Annotated in this window: 2 protein-coding genes; both read left to right on the top strand. The window is 73.7% G+C overall.

The features are described from left to right. A partial coding sequence (locus tag C6N75_RS29560; protein WP_105871903.1) for a beta-N-acetylhexosaminidase occupies window positions 1-1,448 on the top strand: 1,448 nt, incomplete at its 5' end. A 144-nt stretch (window positions 1,449-1,592) separates the two neighbouring features. Further along, the gene (locus C6N75_RS29555; RefSeq protein ID WP_258177683.1) at window positions 1,593-2,735 is read left to right on the top strand and encodes a hypothetical protein; all 1,143 of its coding nucleotides are present in this window, start codon (window positions 1,593-1,595) and stop codon (window positions 2,733-2,735) included. Window positions 2,736-3,387: the final 652 nt, after the last annotated feature.

Genomic DNA, 3,387 nt, shown 5'->3' with positions numbered 1-3,387 from the left:
CGCCCACCCCCAGCCACCCGCTGTCCACCGCCCCGCAGACCATCCCGGCGGTCCGCGACCACCGGGCCGCCCGCGGCCCCGGCTGGAAGCCCGGCGGCTCCAGCGCCGTGGTGCTGGCCGAGGGCAGCGGCGCCCTCGCCGACGAGGGCAGGCTGCTGGCCGGCGAGCTGAAGACCGGCTACCGCGGCCAGGCCGCCGCCCGGCCCGGCGACATCGAGCTGGCGCTGGACCCCGAGCAGGGCGGCGGCCCCGAGTCGTACACCGTGACCACCCGCGGCGACCGGGTGCGGATATCCGGGCCGGGCGAGGCCGGCGTCTTCTACGGCACCCGCACCGTCAAGCAGGCGCTGGCCTCCGGCGGGGCCGTGCCCGAGGGCACCGTCAGCGACGCGCCCGCCAAGCCGCAACGCGGACTGCACCTGGACATCGCCCGCAAGTTCTTCGACGCGGAGTGGATCGAGGCCCGGCTGCGCGAGATGGCCGACCTCAAGATGAACCAGCTCGCCCTGCACTTCTCCGACGACCAGGCGTTCCGCATCGAGTCGTCCTCGCACCCCGAGATCGTCTCCGACCCGCACCTGACGAAGGCCGAGGTGCGCCGGATCATCGCGCTGGCGAACTCCCTGCACATCACCGTCATCCCCGAGATCGACTCCCCGGGGCACCTCGGGGCCGTGCTGCGCGCCTACCCCGACCTGCAACTCCGCAGCGCCCAGGGCAACGCCCGCCAGGGCGCCATCGACATCTCCAAGCCCGCCTCCGCCACGCTCGTCGACGAGCTGCTGCGGGAGTACGCCGCGCTCTTCCCCGGCGGGTACTTCCACGTCGGCGCGGACGAGTACCAGGCGCTGACCGTCTCCGACCCGGCGGCCTCCTTCCCGCAGCTGGCCGCCGCCGCCCGGCAGCGGTACGGGGCCGACGGCACCGTCCAGGACCTCGCCGAGGGCTGGCTCAACGACCGCGCCGCCACCGTGCGGGAGGCGAAGAAGAAGGCCAAGGCGTGGAACGACGGCTTCTTCGCCGACAGCGCGGTGACGCCGGACAAGTCCATCGAGGTCGAGTACTGGACGGGCAAGGAGATCGGGGCCCGGCCCCCGACCGCGTACCTCTCCGAGGGCCGCCCGGTGGTCAACCTCAACGACGAGTACCTCTACTACGTCCTCGGCGAGCCCAACGACTTCACCTATCCCACCGGCGAGCGGATCTACCAGGAGTGGACGCCGCGGGTGCTGCGCGGCACCACCCCGGTGGACGCCCGCTACGACCGGCAGATCCTCGGCGGACGGTTCGCCGTCTGGTGCGACCTGGCCGACGCGCAGACCACCGCGCAGGTGGCCGAGGGCATCCGGCTGCCGCTCGCCGCGACCTCGCAGAAGCTGTGGGACGCCGGGCAACCGCCGCTGAGCTGGCCGCAGTTCCGCGAGCTGGCCGACCGCCTGGGCGGCTGACGGCGGACCACGCCGACGTGTGCGGATCCGCGCGGATTCCGGCGGATCCGCACAACCATTCGGCTCGCTCGCGCGTCTCCTCATCGATCACACCACGGGGGGTGATCGGTTGTACGCACCGATGAGGAGATCGTCATCACCGCCATGCGCAAGACCCTGACCGCCGCCGCCGTCGTCGCCGCGACCCTGGCCGGCGTCGCCGCCTGCGGCACGGTCGAGCAGCTCTCGGCCGGGCAGAAGCTCGACCGCGCCTTCGACCGGCTCGGCAAGGAGAAGTCCCTCGCCGTCGAGATCGACCTCGACACCGACGCCGCCTCGCTGAAGGCGCTGGATGACAAGTCCCGTGAGGACAAGGGCGCCGCCGGCTCCGCGGACGAGTGGAGCGGCGAGCAGGAGCCGATGCCGCGGGAGGCCGCCGAGCTGCTCAGCGACGCGAAGATCAGCTTCAGCGTCCACTCGGACAAGCCGCTTCAGGACTCCGGCGAGGGCGACATCACCGGCGCGACCTTCAAGGTCAGCGTCCCGGACGGCGACGTGGTCGAGTTCCGGATGGTCGGCGACACCGGATACGTCCGCACCGACCTGGACGCCCTGGGCGACGCCTTCGGCGCCCCGCTGCCCGAGGCGTCCGACCTGCCGCCGGAGGCGGGCGCGTTCCGCACCCTGCTGGACGGCGGCTGGGTCCGCTTCGACACCAAGGAGCTGGAGAAGGCCGCCGGCGACACGCCCGCGGGCGAGCCCTCGCCGGAGCCCAGCCTGGACGCCAAGACCCAGAAGAAGCTGGTCGAGGCCGTCAAGGGCGTCCTCTCCGACCGGGTCGACTTCACCACCGCCGACAGCACGGACGGCGAGGAGCACATCATCGCCGTCGCGCCGTTCCGCACCCTGGTCGGCGACCTGATCGACGAGATCCGCACCTTCGAGAAGCAGCTCCCGCCCGGCAGCGAACTGCCCACGGCCAAGGAGATCAAGGAGCTTCCGGACGAGAAGGTCTCCGCCGACTTCGCCCTGAAGAACGGCGAGCTGACCGAGGTCCGGCTCGACCTGGCCAAGCTCGCCGAGACCGCGAAGGTCAAGAAGCTCGGCCTGGTCGTGCGCTTCGCCGAAGCCGCCGAGCCCACCGCCCCCTCCGGCGCCGTCGAGTTCGACCCGGACGACCTGGCCGGCGCCTTCGGCGGCCCCCAGCCCAGCGGCGCCGACTTCCAGGACGGCGACCTCGGCGAGGACGGTCTCGCGGAGGGCGGCGGCGGCTCCGGCGAGGGCGGCTTCGCGGTCGACCCGGTCTGACCGGTTGCGCCGCGACCCGAGCGCGGGCGTCCCGGGCCCTCCCGGCGGCGCCCGCGCGAGGCGCCTGCGCGCCGGCGACGTCTTCGGGTGTCGGTCGTGGACGCCCGGGTGGACCACGACCACCCGGCGTCCCTGACCGCCGGAGGCGAGCGCCCGCACCACTCGCACCCCCGCCGAGGGGTGCGTTTCTCGTTCGACGACAAGGGATGTGTGAAGAGCCGGATGAGGAGACCTTCCATAGCAGCCGCGGGGAGGCGATGACGTCCGCCTCCCCGCGCTCCGGCGTGCTCCGCGCACGGGCCGCGGACCAGCGCGGCAGTACGCGGCTCGTGGCCGGCCACGGCCGGCGGGGGAGAGGCGGCCGGTGGCGGTGTCGAGCCGGAAGGCGCTGACCGACCGGCCCGCCTGGTTCGCCGGCCGCCTCGCGCGAAGACCGCTGACGGCGGGACCCGCCGCCCGCACCCGGGCAGCCCCGGAAGACAACGGACGACCGGGGCCGCCACCCCCCACAGGAGAGGCCCCGGTCGCCGTCCACGGGTCCGTGGTAGGGCCCGTACTCCCTTCAGCGCCGCGCCTGCGTTTTCTGTCACACCGGGCCGACGACGCCTCCGACGGGCGGGACGGCGGGGGCGTCGTCGGCCCGGTGTGACAG

Source organism: Streptomyces solincola (assembly GCF_002982015.1).
Classification (GTDB): Bacteria; Actinomycetota; Actinomycetes; order Streptomycetales; family Streptomycetaceae; genus Streptomyces; species Streptomyces solincola.
This window is presented reverse-complemented; position numbering and strand designations above follow the sequence as displayed.

What these genes read in the sequence shown, in the direction of transcription:
- C6N75_RS29555 (WP_258177683.1), top strand. Translation starts at nt 1,593, where the DNA reads ATGCGCAAGACCCTGACCGCCGCCGCCGTCGTCGCCGCGACCCTGGCC.